This window comes from Streptomyces sp. NPDC034111, assembly GCF_055575375.1.
Genome location: NZ_JBVIST010000003.1, coordinates 23,971 through 40,882 on the forward strand (window position 1 = coordinate 23,971; position 16,912 = coordinate 40,882).

A 16,912-nucleotide genomic window follows, 5' to 3' on the forward strand; every position below is an offset into this window, starting at 1 on the left:
AGCGCACCGCGGTTGCGCGGCCCTCACCGTCCGTGAGGAAGCCCACACCATCCGCTCCCCCACGTGGGGAAAAACACCGGGCGGCCGCCGAAACACCGCCGTAAGGTTGCGGACATGCAGGTGATCCAGTCAACGAAGCTCGCCAACGTCTGCTACGAGATCCGTGGCCCGGTGCTCGAGGAGGCCATGCGGCTCGAGGCGGCAGGTCACCGCATCCTCAAGCTCAACACCGGCAACCCGGCGGCGTTCGGCTTCGAGTGCCCGCCCGAGATCCTGGAGGACATCCTCCGTACGGTCGGGACGGCACACGGCTACGGCGACGCCAAGGGCCTGCTCTCCGCCCGCCGCGCGGTGATGCAGCACTACCAGACCCAGGGCATCGAGCTCTCCGTCGAGGACATCTACCTCGGCAACGGCGTCTCCGAGCTGATCCAGATGTCGATGCAGGCGCTGCTGGACGACGGCGACGAGGTGCTGGTGCCGGCCCCGGACTACCCGCTGTGGACGGCGTCGGTCTCGCTGTCCGGCGGTACGGCCGTGCACTACCGCTGTGACGAGCAGGCGGACTGGATGCCGGACCTCGCCGACATCGAGCGCAAGGTCACCGACCGCACCAAGGCCATCGTCGTCATCAACCCCAACAACCCCACGGGTGCCGTATACGGCGACGAACTGCTGCGCGGCATCGCGGAGCTCGCCCGCCGCCACAACCTGATCGTCTGCGCCGACGAGATCTACGACAAGATCCTCTACGACGGCACCACCCACACCCCGTTCGCCTCGCTCGCCCCCGACCTGCTGACCCTGACCTTCAACGGGCTGTCCAAGGCGTACCGGGTGGCGGGCTACCGCAGCGGCTGGATGGCGGTCTGCGGACCGAAGGCGCACGCCTCCTCGTACATCGAGGGGCTGACGATCCTCGCCAATATGCGGCTGTGCGCCAATATGCCGGCCCAGCACGCGGTCGCCACCGCGCTCGGCGGCCGGCAGTCGATCAACGATCTGGTACTGCCCGGCGGCCGGCTGCTGGAGCAGCGCGATACGGCGTATGAGCTGCTGACCCAGATCCCCGGCGTCAGCTGCGTCAAGCCGAAGGGTGCGCTCTACGCCTTCCCGCGGCTGGACCCCAAGGTCTACAAGATCAAGGACGACCGGCAGATGGTGCTCGATCTGCTGCGCGCCGAGAAGATCATGATCGTGCACGGCACCGGCTTCAACTGGCCGGAGCCGGACCACTTCCGCCTGGTCACCCTGCCCAGCAAGGACGATCTGGCGGATGCGGTGACCCGGATCGGATCCTTCCTCGACGGTTACGGACAGTACTGATCCGAGGCGATTTCTGCGCGACTTCCGACCGACTTCTGTACGGATCTCAACTTTAGACAGTGTCCAAGCTAGGATGGTCCCCTGAACGTTGTCAGGAGGCCGTCCCATGTACGAACCGATCCGCACCAAGTCGGTCCACACCATGGCCGCCGCCCCGGAGATCCCGCACCGCTCCCGCGAGGAGGAGCTGGACATCCGGCTCGCCGGACAGCTGACCGCGCTGCTCACCGTCACCGACGAACTGCATGCGCTGGCCACCCGGGCCGATACGGAGGAGGCCCGGCAGCTGGACGGCGTCGCGCTGGCCGCCGCCGCCGACCGGATCGCCGAGCAGGTCGCGCGGCTGAGCGGCGGCCACTACCCGCTGCGCGCCGAGCCCACCGACGGCGGCGCCCCGTCCCGTACGGCGGCCCTCCAGCAGCGCGCCCGCACCCTCGCGGGGAACGCCCTGGCGGTTGCCACATCCCGCAACGACACCGAGGCGATGGCCCTGGCCACGGAGCGGATGCAGGCACATGCGGGCCCGGCGCACACGGGACCGGCGCACGCCGGGCCGGTCCGGGACCTGGCTTCGGCATAGGAACCCCATCGCCGCAGCTGCCGCGGCCTGATCCTGCGGAGACCGAAGCGACAGACACCCCTGCTCCACGTCACTCCACCGGCCCAGCCGCGGCGCCCGTGTTTCGCAGCACCGCCCGCTCACGCTCAGCTGCGCGCCACCGCCCGGGCCGCGTTCACCTTCGTACGGATCGCCGCCCAGGCCGAGGCCCCGCACCTTTCGGTACGGGGCCCGGCCGGTGCACGGTAGTGATCAGCCCAGCCGCTGGACCAGCGCGCGGTACTCGTCCCACAGCTCCTTCGGCGTGTGGTCACCGAAGGTGTTGAGGTGCTCGGGGATCAGCGCCGCCTCCTCGCGCCACACGTCCTTGTCGACCGTGAGCAGGAAGTCCAGTTCGGCATCGCCGAGGCCAAGGCCCTCGGTGTCCAGCGCGTCCCTCGTGGGCAGCACACCGATCGGGGTCTCGACGCCCTCGGCCTTGCCCTCCAGCCGCTCGACGATCCACTTGAGCACACGGCTGTTCTCGCCGAAGCCCGGCCACACGAAGCGGCCCGCGTCGTCCTTGCGGAACCAGTTGACGTAGTAGATCTTCGGCAGCTTGGACTGGTCCTTGTCGGCGCCGACCTTGACCCAGTGCCCCATGTAGTCGCCCATGTTGTAGCCGCAGAACGGCAGCATGGCGAACGGGTCGCGGCGCAGCTCGCCGACCTTGCCCTCGGCCGCGGCGGTCTTCTCGGACGCCACGTTCGCGCCGAGGAAGACACCGTGCTGCCAGCTCAGCGACTCGGTCACCAGCGGTACGGCGCTGGCGCGGCGGCCGCCGAAGAGGATCGCCGAGATCGGCACACCCTTGGGGTCCTCCCACTCGGGCGCGATGATCGGGCACTGGCCGGCCGGAACGGTGAAGCGGGCGTTGGGGTGGGCCGCCGGGGTCTCGGACTCCGGGGTCCAGTCGTTGCCCTTCCAGTCGGTCAGATGGGCGGGCTTCTCCTCCGTCATGCCCTCCCACCACACGTCGCCGTCGTCGGTCAGCGCGACATTGGTGAAGACGGAGTTGCCCCACATGGTCTTCATGGCATTGGCGTTGGTGTGCTCGCCGGTGCCGGGCGCGACGCCGAAGAAGCCGGCCTCGGGGTTGATCGCGTAGAGGCGGCCGTCCTCGCCGAAGCGCATCCAGGCGATGTCGTCGCCGATGGTCTCGACCGTCCAGCCGGAGATCGTGGGCTCCAGCATGGCGAGGTTGGTCTTGCCGCAGGCGGACGGGAAGGCGGCGGCCACGTACTTCGGCTCGCCCTGCGGCGGGGTCAGCTTGAGGATCAGCATGTGCTCGGCGAGCCAGCCCTCGTCACGCGCCATCACCGAGGCGATACGCAGGGCGTAGCACTTCTTGCCGAGCAGGGCGTTGCCGCCGTAGCCGGAGCCGTAGGACCAGATCTCGCGGTCCTCGGGGAAGTGCGAGATGTACTTGGTGGAGTTGCACGGCCACGGAACGTCGGCCTCCCCCTCGGCCAGCGGGGCGCCGAGGGTGTGCACGGCCTTGACGAAGAAGCCGTTCTCGCCCAGTTCGTCGAGCACCGGCTGCCCCATGCGCGTCATGGTGCGCATCGAGACCGCGACATAGGCGGAGTCGGTGATCTCCACGCCGATGGCGGAGAGCGGGGAGCCGAGCGGGCCCATGCAGAACGGGACGACGTACATCGTCCGGCCCTTCATCGCGCCGCGGAAGATGCCCTGTGCACCGACGAAGATCTCCCGCATCTCGGCGGGCGCCTTCCAGTGGTTCGTGGGGCCGGCGTCCTCCTCCTTCTCGGAGCAGATGAAGGTGCGGTCCTCGACGCGGGCCACGTCCGAGGGGTCGGAGGCGGCGTAGTACGAGTTGGGGCGCTTGATCGGGTCGAGCTTCTTGAACGTGCCCTTTTCGACGAGCTCCTGGCACAGGCGCTCGTACTCCGCCTCCGAGCCGTCACACCAGACGACCCGGTCGGGCTCGGTGATCGCTGCGATCTCGTCGACCCAGGCGATGAGGTCCTTGTGCCGGGTCGGGATGGGGGAGGGAGCCGCGTTGTCGCGCGCCACGATCGCTCCTAGATGAGGGTATGGACGAATTATTGCCCGTTTTGCCGGGAAAATCCGCATCTTTTGGTTGTCTGCCCCTTGGGGGCTGCGACCCGGATGCTTCGTGACCGCTCATCCGGTGCCGACCGCACTCATTTGATCATCCGACCCCGATAGAGTTCTGTCCAGAGGGCGACTTGGTGACCGTCACCACTTCGGGACGAACCCGTAACTTACGGTTGCGTAGGTAGCATTGCGCCATGACTTCCGCGCCTGACGCCGCCGAGAGCACGCCCCCCTCCGCGCCGCCCGCGACCGCGGCGGTCACCGCCGCCACCGCGCCACTCAAACCCAAACTGCGCGGCTGGCTGCACGCGGGAATGTTCCCCGCCGCCCTGCTGTCCGGCGTCCTCCTCACCGCCCTCGCCGACAGCCCCCGCGGCCGCCTGGCCTGCGCCATCTACACGCTGACCGCCTGCCTGCTGTTCGGCGTCAGCGCCCTGTACCACCGCGGCAATTGGAGCCCCCGCATCGACGGCGTCCTGCGCCGCCTCGACCACGCCAACATCTTCCTGATCATCGCGGGCACCTACACCCCCTTGACCATGCTGCTGGTGCCCGGCTCCCGCGGCCAGGCGCTGCTCTGGGCGGTCTGGGCGGCCGCCCTGGCCGGTATCGCCTTCCGCGTCTTCTGGGTCGGCGCGCCCCGCTGGCTCTACACCCCCTGCTACATCGCCATGGGCTGGGCCGCCGTCTTCTTCCTCCCCGACTTCCTGCGCACCGGCGGCGTCGCCGTCCTCGTCCTGGTCGTCCTCGGCGGCCTCCTCTACAGCGCCGGCGGCATCATCTACGGCATCAAGCGCCCCAACCCCTCCCCCCGCTGGTTCGGCTTCCATGAGGTCTTCCACTCCCTCACCCTCGCCGCCTTCGTCGTCCACTACGTAGGCATCTCCCTGGTCGCCTATACACACGCCTGACCCGCCCCCCACCCCCGCACCACCCGGCCGCGACCACCCGAGTCGCGGCCTTTTGCCCACCTCAACCACTCACTGTGCGCAATCACTTCACCACAGAGCGTGCCATACGCCACTGACAGCCACTGCGGCCGCGACCGAGACCCTCGACGTCAATTGACAGTCACAATCTTTTGAGAGTTACTGTCATTTGATTCATGCAGTCAGTTCCTCCCGACTCTCCGAGGTGTGCCGTGACGTCGCGGTCCGAAGAACCCCAGCCCTCCCGGCCCTTAGTTCAGCCCGTGCGGTCCACGCACGGGCGTCCGGGCGTGCCCGCCGCGCCCCACCCCCGCCGCTGGTGGGCGCTGGGCGCCCTCGTCGCCGCGATGCTCGTGCTGGGCTTCGACACGACGATCCTCAACGTCGCGCTGCCGACGATGGCAACCCAACTGGACGCCGGCACCGGACAGCAGCAGTGGATCGCTGACGCCTACCTCGTGGTGTTCGCCGCCCTGATGCTTCCGGCCGGCCTGTGGGGCGACCGGTTCGGCCGCCGCCGGATGCTCATCGCCGGACTCGGGATCTTCCTCGGCGGCTCGCTGCTCGGCACCCTCGCCGGCAGCGCCGAGGCAGTCATCGCGGCACGGGCGGTGATGGGGATCGGCGCGGCGCTGATCATGCCGCTGGCGATGTCCGTACTGCCTTCGCTCTTCGGGCCGGACGAACGGTCCAAGGCCGTCGGCGCGATCTCCGCGGCCTCGGCGCTCGGGCTGCCGCTCGGCCCACTGGTCGGCGGCTGGCTGCTGGACCACTTCTGGTGGGGCGCGGTCTTCTTCGTCAACGTCCCCCTGGTGGCGATCGGGGTCGCGGCCTGCGCCTTCCTGCTCCCCGAGACCAGCGACCCCGGCTCCCCGAAGGTGGATGCGCTCTCCACCGTGCTCACCGCCACCGGGCTCGGCGCCCTGGTGTTCGGCATCATCGAGGCTCCGGCACGCGGCTGGGGCGACCCGCTCGTGCTGACCGCGTCGGCAGGCTCCGCCGCCCTGCTCGCCGGCCTGGTGCTGCGCGGCCGTCGTCTGGACCGGCCGGTGCTCGATCTGCGGCTGCTGCGCAGTCCAGCGTTCCTCTGGAACACCGTCGCGGCCTCGCTCGGCACGCTGGTGCTGTCCGGGCTGATGTTCCTCCTCCCCCCGTACCTCCAGGCCGTCCTGGGACATGACGCATTCGGCACCGGGCTGCGGATGCTGCCGTTGATGGCGGGCCTGATGGTGGCGGCGAAGGGCAGCGGTGTGCTCGCCGCGCGGACCGGTCCGCGGCCCGTCGTCGCCGACGGCCTGCTCGTCCTGGCCGGTGCCGCCTTCCTCGGCTCCACCACGAGCGTGCACGACGGCTATGGCGCCACCGCCCTGTGGCTGTCCCTCGCGGGGGTCGGCTTCGGATTCACCATGGTCCCCGCCATGGATGCCGCGCTGGGCGCCCTGCCCACCGAACGGGCCGGCAGCGGGTCCGGACTGCTCATGACCGCGCGGCAGTTCGGCGGTTCGCTGGGGGTGGCGCTGCTCGGCAGCCTGCTGGCCGGGGCCTACCGCGACCGGGTCGGCACCGCCGGGCTGCCCGCGCGGGCAGCCGATGTGGCCGGGGACTCGGTGGTGGCCGCCCATAGGGTGGCCGAGCGGATCGGCGCGCCCCAACTGGCCGCCTCCGCGGACCGCGCCTATCTGCACGGCATGGGGCTGGTCCTGCTGGTGTGCGGAATCGCGGCCGTGGTGGCGGCGTTGCTGACGACCGCGTTTCTGCCCGATCCGCGTACGGCAGGCCGGCGGCGTCCCGCGGGGCGCCGCGGGGATACGGATGCGGCCGTGGCCCCTGGAACGTCCGATGCCTGACAATGCTGCCCATGGTCTCCGCACGTACCTCTCCCCGCACGCCGCCCGGGACGCCGAAGACCGGGCTACGTGAGCGGAAGAAGATCCAGACCCGGCAGGCGATCCGGCGGGCCGCCTACCGGCTGTTCGAGGAGCAGGGGTACGACGCGACCCCCGTCGACCAAATCGCCGAGGCCGCCGAGGTCTCGCCGAGCACGGTCTTCCGCTACTTCCCCACCAAGGAAGACATCGTGCTCACCGATGAGTACGACGCCGTGCTGGAGGCCGGGATCCGGGCCCGTCCTGCGGACGAGCCGATGGCCGAGTCGATGCGGCAGGTCACCGTCGAGGCGCTGCGCCGGCTCCCCGCGGAGGAACGTGCCGAACTCGTCCAGCGCATCCGGCTGATCCGTGAGGTGCCCGCGATCCGGGGCCGTACGGCGGAGAACACCGCACGGGACGCCGCGATGATCAGCGCGGTGCTGGCCGAACGCTCCGGACGCCCGGCCGACGACCTGGAGTTGCGGGTCATCAGCGCGGCGATCCTGGCCGCCCTCCAGGAGGCGATGCTGCGGTGGGTCGCGGAGGACCGGCCGGCCCACCTGGAGGGGCTGATCGAGCTGATCAACCGGACGATGGATGTGCTGGCGCGGGGGCTCACGCTCTGAGCGCGGGGGGGGCTTCGGGGAGCGGCGGTCCGGGGGCCGGGTTTCCGGTGCCGCGCCCGGCGCCCCCGGCCTTGCGCTGGGGCCGGCCGCCCCTCTCCCTTCCCGCCGACCCGTTCAGCGTGCGCCCGGCCCGCCCGGCTCCTGTGGCGCTCCGCCCGGTGCGCCCTCACACCCCGCCAGTACGCTCTCGATTTCCGCTGCCCCGTGCAGCAACGCCTCGTCCGCGCCGAAGTTGCCGATGAGTTGGAGCCCCAGCGGCAGCCCGTTGGCGGCCCGGCCGGCGGGCAGACTGAGGGACGGCAGGCCGGCGTTGCTCCAGGGGAGGCACATGATCGAGCTGCCGGTGGTGGTGAGGTCGGCGGGCGCGGGGCCGGTGGCCGACGGGGCGATCCACAGGTCGATGCCTGCCGCGGCCCCTTCCGCCGCGAGCCGTGCCCGGAACGCGGTGCGGCGCTCCCGGGCCGCTTCATAGGCGCCGTCCCCGATCGGCTGCCCCTGGCGGATGGCCGCCCTGGTCTCCTCCCGGTAGCGCGCGCCGAAGCGGGCGAACAAGTCGGCGTGCGCGCGGGCGACCTCGTAACGGTTCATCGTGAAGAGCTGGTCGACGATCTGCTCGAAGTCGTCCATCAGGGGGACTTCACACACCACGTACCCGGCGGCCCGCAGCAGCTCCTGCTGTTCCCCGAAGGCGCGCAGGGCCTCGTCGCCAGCACACTCCAGGTAGGGGCCGGCGGGTATGCCCAGTACGGGACGTCGCGCCGTGCGCCCGCCCGGCCGCTGCTGCCATCCGTCGAGCAGCACCGATGCCGCGAGGGCGACCCCTGCCACGTCGGTGGCGTAGCACCCCAGGGTGTCGAAGCCGGACGCGTTGGGGATGACCCCGTCGACCGGTATCCGCCCGTAGGTGGGCTTGAATCCGACGACGCCGCAGTACGCGGCGGGGCGGATCATCGAGCCGACGGTCTGCGTCCCGATGGCCAGCGGCACCATGCCCCCAGCCACCGCGGCCGCCGAGCCACTGCTCGACCCACCAGGCGTATGGGACAGATGGTGCGGATTGCGGGTCGGGCCGGGCGCCGTGACCGCGAACTCCGCCGTCACGGTCTTGCCCGCGATCAGCGCGCCGGCCGCGCACAGCCGGTCGACGACGGTGGCCTGCGCACCGGCCAGCACCTCGGGCGGCAGCGCGGAACCCGCCCGGGTGGGCAGCCCGTTGACATGCACGATGTCCTTGATGCCTACGGGTATCCCGAAGAGGGCGGGCCGGGCCGCCGGGTCCGGTGGGCCGCCCGCCGCCCGCTGCCGCGCCGCCTGAAGGAGCCGGTCGCGGCGCCCGGCCTCGGGCACGAAGGCCCGCACCTGCGGATCGACGGCGTCGATGCGGTCGCAGGTGCGCTGTGCCGCGGCGACGGGGTCGTCCGTGCCGGCCCGTAACGCCGCGGCCTCCTGGACAAGGGATCGATGCCCGAGCAAGGTCGTCACGCCTGAACGCTACAACCGGCCACTGACAGCGGGCCGTTGCTTCCCCCGCCACGGCGCCCCCTTACTCAGCCCGGGGGCCTTCGCAGGCCGGGCCTCTCTCGGGAGGCCCGGCCGCGTACCTCACCCCCGGAGCCGTTCCGTCAGCTCCTCCGCGTCCGTCGTGGGCCGTTCGCAGGTGAAGTGGCGGCAGACGTAGGCGGCGGGTTTGCCGTCGACCAGGGGGCGGTCCTTGAGGAGCGGCACCTCGCCGGTGTCGTCGGACCCGGGGGCGCCCAGTGCGACCACCGCTCCCGGGGCGGTGCCCAGCAGCGCGGCGCGGTGCAGCGCCGCGGTGGCCGGATCGTCCTGCGGGCCGACGACCGCGATCTCGCGCGGGCCGTCCAGGGCGGCCTCGGCGACCGCGAGGCCCCAGCCGATGAAGCGCGGGGCCCGGCCGCCGAGGGCGGTGACGATGCCCAGGGCCCGCTCCGCGGCGTCCCGGTGCAGCGCGCTGCCGGTCAGCGCCGCGTACGACAGGAGAGCGCCGGCCGCGGCGGTCCAGCCGGAGGGCGTGGCGCTGTCGGTCGGGTCCTGGGGGCGGCGGATCAGCGCCTCGGCGTCGGCGGCGGTGTCGTAGAGCGCGCCGTCCTCGGTGGTGAACTGGACCAGCACGGTGTCCAGGAAGAAGCCCGCGAACTCGGTCCAGACGCCCTCCCCGGTCACCGAGGCCAGCGTGAGGAAGCCCTCGGCGACATCGGCGTAGTCCTCCAGGACACCGGAGTTGGCGCCCGGGGCGCCGTCGCGGGAGGTGCGGTGCAGCCTGGCCTGCCAGTCCATGTGGACGCGGACCAGCAGGTCGGCGGCGTCGGTGGCGGCCTGGATCAGGTCCGGGCGGTCGAAGTAGGCGCCGGTCTCGGCGAGCGCGGCGATGGCGAGCCCGTTCCAGGAGGCGACGACCTTGTCGTCGCGGCCGGGGCGCGGCCGCTTCGCGCGCGCCGCCAGCAGCCGCTCCTTGACGGACCCCACCCGCTCGGCGTCAGCCAGGCCTTCGGTGTCCGGGAGCTGGAGCACCGAGGCGCCCTCCTCGAAGGTGCCCTCCTCCGTGACGCCGAAGTAGGTGGCGGCGAACTCCGCGTCCTTCTCCCCCAGTACGGTGCGCAGCTGCTCCGGCGTCCATACGTAGTACGCGCCCTCGACGTGCTTCCCGGAACCGTCGTCGCTGTCCGCGTCCAGTGCGGAGGCGAAGCCGCCCTGGTCGGTGCGGAGTTCGCGGACCATGAAGTCGGCGGTCTCGACGGCGATCCGGCGGGCCAGGTCGGACCCGGTGGACCGCCACAGGTGGGCGTAGGTCCGGCACAGCAGGGCGTTGTCGTAGAGCATCTTCTCGAAGTGCGGCACCGTCCACGTGGCGTCCACCGCATAGCGCGCGAAACCGCCGCCGAGCTGGTCGTAGATGCCGCCGCGGGCCATCGCCGCGCAGGTCGCCTGCACCATCTCCAGGGCCCCGGCGGAGCCGGTACGGGCGTGGTGGCGGAGCAGGAACTCCAGCACCATGGACGGCGGGAACTTGGGCGCGCCACCGAAGCCGCCGTGCACCGCGTCGAATTCGCGGGTCAGCCCCATCAGGGCGGTGTGCAGCTCCTCGGGGCGCGGCGGCCGGCGGTCCGCGGGCAGCGACTCGGTCAGCGAGCGTCCGGCCAGGTCGGCGACGATCCGTCCTGCGACCTCGCCGACCTCGTCACGGCGGTCGGCCCAGGCACTGCGCACCCCCTCCAGGACCTGCCGGAAGGACGGCATGCCGTGGCGGGACTCGGGCGGGAAGTACGTGCCGAAGTAGAACGGCTCGGCGTCGGGGGTGAGGAAGACGGTCATGGGCCAGCCACCCTGGCCGGTGGCGGCCTGCACGGCCTCCATGTACACCGCGTCGACGTCCGGGCGCTCCTCGCGGTCGACCTTGACCGAGACGAAGTGGTCGTTGAGCAGCGCGGCGGTGGCCGGGTCCTCGAAGCTCTCGTGGGCCATCACATGGCACCAGTGGCACGCAGAGTAGCCGACTGATAGCAGAACGGGTACATCGCGCCGCCGCGCTTCCTCGAAAGCCTCCGGCGTCCAAGGCCACCAGTCGACCGGATTGTCAGCGTGCTGAAGCAGATACGGCGAGGTCACACCAGCCAACCGGTTCATACGACCCAGCCTCTCACAATGCCCAACCCTGCCCTGGAGGCCGCACGGGCTCTGCCTCGCTTTACCTGACGCTGAGCAGCACCCCGCGCCGGCCGCCTCGCTGAACGCCTCGGGCGCCCAGGTCGATCCGAGGCAGGAAGATTCCGGGGGAGGGGAAGAGATCGATGACGGATTCCCTGCTGGTCAACGGCACAGAGGGAGCCTTCGGGGCGGGCTTCCTATCCGATCGAAGGACGACGGGTGCGGGTTTCCGACCTGGTCGACGCCGGGCTATTGGCCGCGGGGACACAGCTCACCTTCCGGCATAAGCGAGCGGGGAAGCGCATCTCGCCCAGGTGACCGCGGACGGCAGGATCGAGGCGAGCGAGGGTCGACAATTCAAGTCCCCCTCTGCGGCAGCCGCCGCGGCCTCGGGACGAGGGCCCTTCGACGGTTGGACCGCCTGGGCACTGGACGACGGACCCTGCTGGACGTTGCGGCCGACATTGCTGGACACGGCGGCGAGGCAGCAGGCTGTCAGGGCGCCACTCCGCGGACTCTTGGCCGACGAATCACCTCAGCCCAAGCCAACCCGCAGCAGCGCAGGAGTGAATCAGGACGGCATTCGATATCTGCGGTCGAGCGAGGACGTCCTCAGGCTTCCGAAGCGCGAAACGTGAGCCCAGTAATGTCATATTCTGCAAAATCTTTCGCGCACACCGAAATGCCGTTGCTGCCCGTCATGTCGACACCGCAGAAGTACCTGGGCCCGGGAGCCCGAAGATACAACAGGTCGATATCGCGAAGAGCATCCTCTGTGCGACACAGGATGGATTCCTCGGACCCGTTGTACATGATCAATGCATGCGGATGTGAGCCCATTGGAGTCTCCAGGCATTCCTGCATGAACTTGACGTCGGGTGATTGCGGAATTTCCACCTTGATGTGCCCGATCGCCCCCCAACGGATCCCGCTCGAACCCCAAGGGAGCGCATTCAGATACTCGTTCAGGATTCCTGAGTACTGACTTCCCAAGACTTCACCGTCATGCTCCCCCAACCACTCTTTGATGTGCTGATGCTCTACGTAAGCCATGGGCTCAACCTTTGTTTACGCCTGCGGGAAATGTCGAAATATGTCCCTGTAAGTCTGCAGATCACCTCCGTTGATCACATTCGCCCCGTAGGTCCAGGAGTCACTTCTCTTGGCACCCTCCTTTACCCACCAGTTTACATGGAATGCCTTTTCCGGATTATCCGGGTCATAGTCGATCCTCCATCCGCGCGACCCGTCAGGACTTTGCATTCCCGTAACCGCACCCCTTTCGGGGCCGATTTCTTGGACGAATGGAATTGCGTCGTCTCCCAGCCCGGCGCGCTGCCGAGCATCGGCCCTTGCTTGGTGGAAGTCATCGAAATAGTTGAACTCCTCTTTGGGCTTCCCTTCATCTTCTTCGTCTTTGGCCTTCTTTTTCTTCTTCTTGCATGGTGCGAGGCCGAGTGGGTCGGTCCAGGTGAACGGATTGCGGACGTATGTAGAAGGATTCGGCGCCGGGGTGAGACCGAGCGGGTCCGGGGTGAGGTAGCGGGCCGTCTCTGGGTCGTACTGACGAAAGTAGTTGTAGTGCAGCCCTGTCTCGGGGTCGTAGTACTGGCCCGGAAAGCGCAGCGGCGTGTACGCAGTGCTGCCGGATGCCCAAGTGGTGCTACCCCATAGGGTCTGGCGGCTCCGCCAGGCGATATCGCCCCGCTCGTCGACGAGTTCGGTGGGTGTGCCGACGAGATCGGTGACGATGGCGAAGAAGCGCTGATCTGTCTCGTGTTGCGGGGTGTGGATTGTGGTGCGGCGTTCGTGTTGGGTCAGGGGTTTATAACCCTGATGGTCCCAGGTGAGGGTTGTTTGCATGGGGTTGCCGTGGACGAGGGTGGTCTGCTCGCACAGGGTGGTGCCGTCCCAGGTGAAGTCCACCTGTTCGGCGATGCTCCGGCCGTCCGGGGTGAGACGTAGCTTGGCAGTGCGGCGGCCCAGCGGATCGTAGGCATAGCGCCAGGTGGTGCCATCTGGGGTGGTGCAGGCGATCAGGCGATCTTCGGCGTCCCAGGTATAGCGCCAGGTGTCCGGTTTGCGGGAGGGCCGGGTCTTTTGGCGCAGGGTGATGCGGCCAGCGGCGTCGTGTTCGTAGCGGATTCTGCCGGCGCGGTTGATGCGGGTGCCGGTGTACGTGCGCTCGCCCCGGGCTTCGGGGGCGGGGTGGCGGTCGGGCCAGGTGGCGTGGCTCTGGTTTCCGGCCGTGTCGTAGGCGTAGGTCTCGGTCCAGTTGAGGGCGGAGACGGTGGTGACCCGGCCGACGGCGTCGAGTTCGAAGTTGCGGGTGCCGTTGAGGTGATCGTCGATGTGGGTGAGGTAGCCGTCCGCGCGGTAGGTGAAGGCGCGACGCTGGACTGTTTCCGCAGCTGAGGTGACGTGCTGGCCTGTGAGGCGGCCGAGGGAGTCGAATTGGTTCGTGAAGGTTAGGTCGCCGAGGGTGCGGGAGATTTCCTGGCCGAGTGCGTCGTGTGCGAAGGCCAGGATGTGACCAGACACGTCAAGCGCGGTGCGGCTCCCAGCTGCGTTGTAGGTCCAGGTGCTAACCGCGCCAGTGGGAGTGGTGCGGGATATACGACGGCCCAGCGTGTCGTAGGTGTAAGTGGTGGTGCGGCCGTTCACCGTCTCGTTGATGACCCGTCCGAACTCGTCGCGTATGTAGACGATGTCACTGTCAGAGGCGGTGATCCGGGTCAACTGCCCAGTAGCATCGTAGGTGAAGGTGGTGAGCTCACCGTCGACATCCTTGGAGGTTGTGCGGCCCCTCGCGTCGTGCTGGAAGCGGATGGTCTGGCCCAGAGCGGTGGTGCGGGAGGTCATCCGCCCGGCCGCGTCGTGGGTGTACGACTGGGTGCGGTTGTCGAAGTCGGTCTCGGAGATCAGGCGCCCGGCCAGGTCGTACTCGTAGCGCCAGGTCAGACCCTGTGGGTTGGTGACCTTCATGAGCTTGAGTTCGGTGTCGTGCACGAACTCGTGGCGTGCGCCGTCCGGGTCGGTGCGCGCCTTGAGCTGGTCGAAGTGGCCGTATTCGAAGGTGGTGACCTGGCCCAGGGGATCGGTATGGGTGGTGCGGTTGCCCTCGCCGTCGTAGGTCCAGGACTCCTGGGTGCCATCGGGGTTCAGGCGGGTATCGAGGTGCCCTTCGGGGGTCCATGTGTAGTGGGTGGTGTTGCCAAGAGGATCGGTCACGGATGCGGTGTGGCCGAACCGGTTCCGGCGGAAATGCGTGGCGGCGCCCAGAGGGTCGGTGATCGTAAGTGGCAGACCGGCCTCGTCGCACTCGATACGGGTGGTGTTCCCCAGCGGGTCGGTGACCGAGGCGAGGTGTCCGCGTCCGTCTCGGGTGAAGCGGGTGGTTCGGCCGGCAAGGTCCGTGATGGAGGTGCGGTTCCCGTTGGCGTCGTACTCCTGACGGAAGGTTCGGCCATCCTGGCCGGTGACCTCCGCTGGTAGCCCCAGGTCGTTGTAGGTGGCGGTGCTGGTGGAACCGTCCGGGTGGACAAGGGAGACGAGGCGTCCGTCCTCGTCGTAGAAGAGTTGTGTGGTGTTGCCGAGGGGGTCGGTGATCTGTAGCGGCCGGTCGTGCGCGTCGTAGGTGGTGCGAGTGGTGTTCCCGAGCGGGTCGGTGGTCGCGATGACCTGGAGGCAGTCGTTGATGAGGTAGCGGGTGGTGGCGCCCTCACCGTTGATGTGTGTGGTGACGCGGTGGCCGGTCTCCGGATCGGGCTCACCGTAGGTGAACCGGTTCTCCAGGTGCCACTCGGCGCCGCACTGGGTGACGCAGCGGTGGCGGTCGTCGTAGGTGTATTCGTAGCGGGAGTCGTTGGAGTCGACCCAGGCGGTCATGCGGTGGTCGGTGTCGTACTCGAACCGCGTTACCGCGCCGGTGGAGTTGGTGACGGTGATGAGGTTGCCGGCCTGGTCGTGTCCGTAGGAGCGGATCAGCTGGTCCGAGCCGTCGGCGGCGGCGCCCGCCAGGTGCAGGGCGGTGAGGCGGCCGTTCTCGTCGCAGGTGAGCTTGAGTTCGTAGCCGGCGCTGTGGCGGACGGCGTACGGGATGCCGGTCTCGTCGGCGTAGTCGAAGGTGATCCGGTGGCCGTTGCGGTCCGTGATCTCGTCGGGCAGGGCGATGCCGGGGGCGTGCGGGGCGTCGCTGAAGTAGCGGGTCTGACCGGTGTCGGGGTCGTGGATGGCCCAGTCGCCTTGGGAGGTGCGCATCAGGGGCCAGCGCGGGCCTTGCTTGGGCCGTACCCGTTCGCCGGTCTGGGGTATCGGGTAGCGCAGCAGCATCCCGGACTCGGTGACGAAGATGACCTCTTCGGTGTCGATCTCCAGGCGCTGGTCGATGGTGGAGGACCAGGACGGGCCGATGTGCCGCCCGATGCGGGTGGACGACTCGAACCTGCGGGTGAAGGCCAGTGGCAAGGCGCCTGGCAGGGCGATATCGGTCTGTGGCAGGAACACCTTGCCGGTGGCGAGGTCGACCGGGTCAGTGCCGTCCGTGCACTTGCCCTCGTCCTTGCGGGTCTTGTCGTTCGCGTGGTCGGCGTCGGCCTGTTTGGCCGCCTCACTCTTCGAGGGCCCCTTGGAATGGGGACTCTTCGAGTTCGGTGACTTGCCACCGTCGCTGCCGCCCGGGACTGAGCCACCGCCGCCCGGACGCTTGGGATCGCCCTTCCCCTCCTTGCCGAGGCCCTTGAAGCGGTCGGCCAGGCTCTTGTCGTTCTCGTGATGGTTCTTGGCCATCTGTTTGATGCCGCGGGTCATGTTGTCGTCGAGGTGTTTGGCGGTCTTCTTGACCGCGTCCTCGATGCCTTCGATGACTTTGTCGAGCATCGTGTTCGCCGCGTCGGCGATGAAGTCCTTGCCGCGGGTGCGGCCGTGGTGGCTCTTGGCGCGGCCGATCTTGCCGCCGGCCTTGTTGCGGAAGGTGCCGCCCGCGCTCTCCAGGCTGGTGACGGCCTTGTCGTGTTCGTCCTTGTCGAAGCTGAAGCCGCCACCACCACCGCCACCGGAGCTGCTGCCGCCTCCGCCGAGCCCGCCCCCGCCTCCGCGGCGGCCGCCGGCGCTGAGGAGTTCCATGGGGTTGTCTGCGGCGGATTTGGCGGAGTCCTTGGCGTCGTTGACGCCCTGGTTGAAGCCGTCTTTGCCCGCCTTGGCGGTCTGGCCCAGGTCGACGCCGTCCTTGACGCCGAGGGCGTTGGCGCCGAGCTGGACGACCAGGTCGCCGACCATTGAGGCCAGGGCTTCCTCTACGGGGGTGAGCGCGATGCTGATGACCTGCTCGGCGACCTGCTGGCAGACCTCCTTGAACAGGCGCTTGACGATCATGCGGGTGGCTTGGGTCGCGGCCAGCGCGCCGATCTCGGAGAGGCCCAGGGTGAAGGGGGCCGCGGCCTGGGCTGCGATGACCTCGGCGGCGAGGATGCCTAGTTGAACGAGGGCGGCGATCTTGGCGCCCTCGATGAGGACCGCAACACCGTCCATCGCGGTGCCTGCCATGCGGCCACAGTCGGCTAGGCCCTTGAGATGCTGGCCGTTGATCTTCCCCCAGTGCGCATTGAGCGCCTCAATGGCCAATGAGCCGCCCGCTGAACCGACCAGGCTCTGGATGGCGGTGTGCGCCTCGTTCGCGCCTTCGTCGATGTCGTCGGCGAACTCCCGCATGGCGTTGGCCATTTCGCGGTAGTCGTCCTCGTCGACGTTCGGCCAGGACACACCGATCAGGTCGAGCAGTTCATCCGCCCAGCCCGGCAGCACAACCCCCATGCGGAA

Annotated in this window: 11 protein-coding genes; 6 read left to right on the forward strand and 5 right to left on the reverse strand. The window is 69.1% G+C overall.

Translation table 11 applies throughout. From position 1 onward, the window contains the following. Positions 1 to 114: 114 nt before the first annotated feature. The gene (locus ACZ55A_RS09520; RefSeq protein ID WP_468836731.1) at positions 115 to 1,326 is read left to right on the forward strand and encodes a pyridoxal phosphate-dependent aminotransferase; all 1,212 of its coding nucleotides are present in this window, start codon (positions 115 to 117) and stop codon (positions 1,324 to 1,326) included. Positions 1,327 to 1,432: 106 nt separating this feature from the next. Continuing rightward, a complete protein-coding gene (locus ACZ55A_RS09525; protein ID WP_468836733.1) occupies positions 1,433 to 1,906 on the forward strand; it encodes an SCO4983 family protein in 474 nt (157 codons plus the stop codon). A 231-nt stretch (positions 1,907 to 2,137) separates the two neighbouring features. On the opposite strand, the gene ACZ55A_RS09530 is transcribed toward ACZ55A_RS09525, so the two are convergent. Next, positions 2,138 to 3,961 carry a phosphoenolpyruvate carboxykinase (GTP) gene (locus tag ACZ55A_RS09530; RefSeq protein ID WP_468836735.1) on the reverse strand — a complete coding sequence of 608 codons (1,824 nt, stop codon included), beginning with the start codon at positions 3,959 to 3,961 and terminating at the stop codon, positions 2,138 to 2,140. Positions 3,962 to 4,200: 239 nt separating this feature from the next. Between ACZ55A_RS09530 and trhA the strand changes: the two genes are divergently transcribed. The 3 genes from trhA (at position 4,201) to ACZ55A_RS09545 (ending at position 7,429) form a co-directional block, all read left to right on the forward strand. Beyond that, the gene (trhA, locus tag ACZ55A_RS09535; protein WP_468836737.1) at positions 4,201 to 4,917 is read left to right on the forward strand and encodes a PAQR family membrane homeostasis protein TrhA; all 717 of its coding nucleotides are present in this window, start codon (positions 4,201 to 4,203) and stop codon (positions 4,915 to 4,917) included. Positions 4,918 to 5,225: 308 nt separating this feature from the next. After that, on the forward strand, positions 5,226 to 6,782 hold the full coding sequence (locus tag ACZ55A_RS09540; RefSeq protein WP_468836739.1) for a DHA2 family efflux MFS transporter permease subunit: 1,557 nt from the start codon (positions 5,226 to 5,228) through the stop codon (positions 6,780 to 6,782). Positions 6,783 to 6,793: 11 nt separating this feature from the next. Further along, complete coding sequence (locus ACZ55A_RS09545) at positions 6,794 to 7,429, forward strand: TetR/AcrR family transcriptional regulator (RefSeq protein WP_468836741.1); 636 nt, start codon at positions 6,794 to 6,796, stop codon at positions 7,427 to 7,429. A gap of 114 nt (positions 7,430 to 7,543) precedes the next feature. Here the strand turns inward: ACZ55A_RS09545 and ACZ55A_RS09550 are convergent, their stop codons facing one another. Next, positions 7,544 to 8,911: an amidase gene (locus ACZ55A_RS09550; protein ID WP_468836743.1), complete on the reverse strand. Its 1,368-nt coding sequence runs from the start codon at positions 8,909 to 8,911 to the stop codon at positions 7,544 to 7,546. Positions 8,912 to 9,031: 120 nt separating this feature from the next. Beyond that, positions 9,032 to 11,074, reverse strand: coding sequence for a thioredoxin domain-containing protein (locus ACZ55A_RS09555; RefSeq protein WP_468836745.1), 2,043 nt, complete (start codon positions 11,072 to 11,074; stop codon positions 9,032 to 9,034). Between the two features lie 335 nt (positions 11,075 to 11,409). Between ACZ55A_RS09555 and ACZ55A_RS09560 the strand changes: the two genes are divergently transcribed. Beyond that, the gene (locus tag ACZ55A_RS09560; protein ID WP_468836747.1) at positions 11,410 to 11,733 is read left to right on the forward strand and encodes a hypothetical protein; all 324 of its coding nucleotides are present in this window, start codon (positions 11,410 to 11,412) and stop codon (positions 11,731 to 11,733) included. Here ACZ55A_RS09560 and ACZ55A_RS09565 read toward each other — a convergent pair. After that, on the reverse strand, positions 11,708 to 12,148 hold the full coding sequence (locus ACZ55A_RS09565; RefSeq protein WP_468836749.1) for a hypothetical protein: 441 nt from the start codon (positions 12,146 to 12,148) through the stop codon (positions 11,708 to 11,710). The genes ACZ55A_RS09560 and ACZ55A_RS09565 overlap by 26 nt on opposite strands. A 15-nt stretch (positions 12,149 to 12,163) precedes the next feature. Next, positions 12,164 to 16,906 (reverse strand): DUF6531 domain-containing protein, encoded by a 4,743-nt coding sequence (locus ACZ55A_RS09570; protein WP_468836751.1) that lies wholly within the window; start codon positions 16,904 to 16,906, stop codon positions 12,164 to 12,166. Between the last annotated feature and the right edge of the window lie 6 nt (positions 16,907 to 16,912).